General features: G+C 49.4%; 1 protein-coding gene. It reads left to right on the top strand.

All coding sequences use genetic code 11. From position 1 onward, the window contains the following. Nucleotides 1-198, top strand: a 198-nt coding sequence (locus SB725_RS32595; RefSeq protein ID WP_410923624.1) for a hypothetical protein, incomplete at its 5' end; no start/stop codon positions are given. Between the last annotated feature and the right edge of the window lie 55 nt (nucleotides 199-253).

Genomic DNA, 253 nt, shown 5'->3' with positions numbered 1-253 from the left:
CGAGGAGCAGGTTGGGGGTCATGGGGCAGAGCACTTGAATGGAAGTATTTAATGAGAACGTTTTACATTTGCGAATATTGCAGCAATGCCCTTGGCTATGCAATTGCCATGATGGGCGGGCATGACCGGGATCAACTGAACAAGAAGTTGAATATTCAACAAGGTGTTGATATTTTTCCTGGCCGTTCACCTTGGTAGTCACCCATGAACCGATCTTGCGCTTCCCTGCTTGCCGAACGTCAGCTGGTGCTGC

It is taken from the genome of Pseudomonas sp. SIMBA_041 (assembly GCF_046535095.1).
GTDB classification, from domain to species: domain Bacteria; phylum Pseudomonadota; class Gammaproteobacteria; order Pseudomonadales; family Pseudomonadaceae; genus Aquipseudomonas; species Aquipseudomonas mucoides.
Note: the sequence above shows the minus strand (reverse complement) of the source record. Positions and strands in the feature narration are given on the sequence as shown.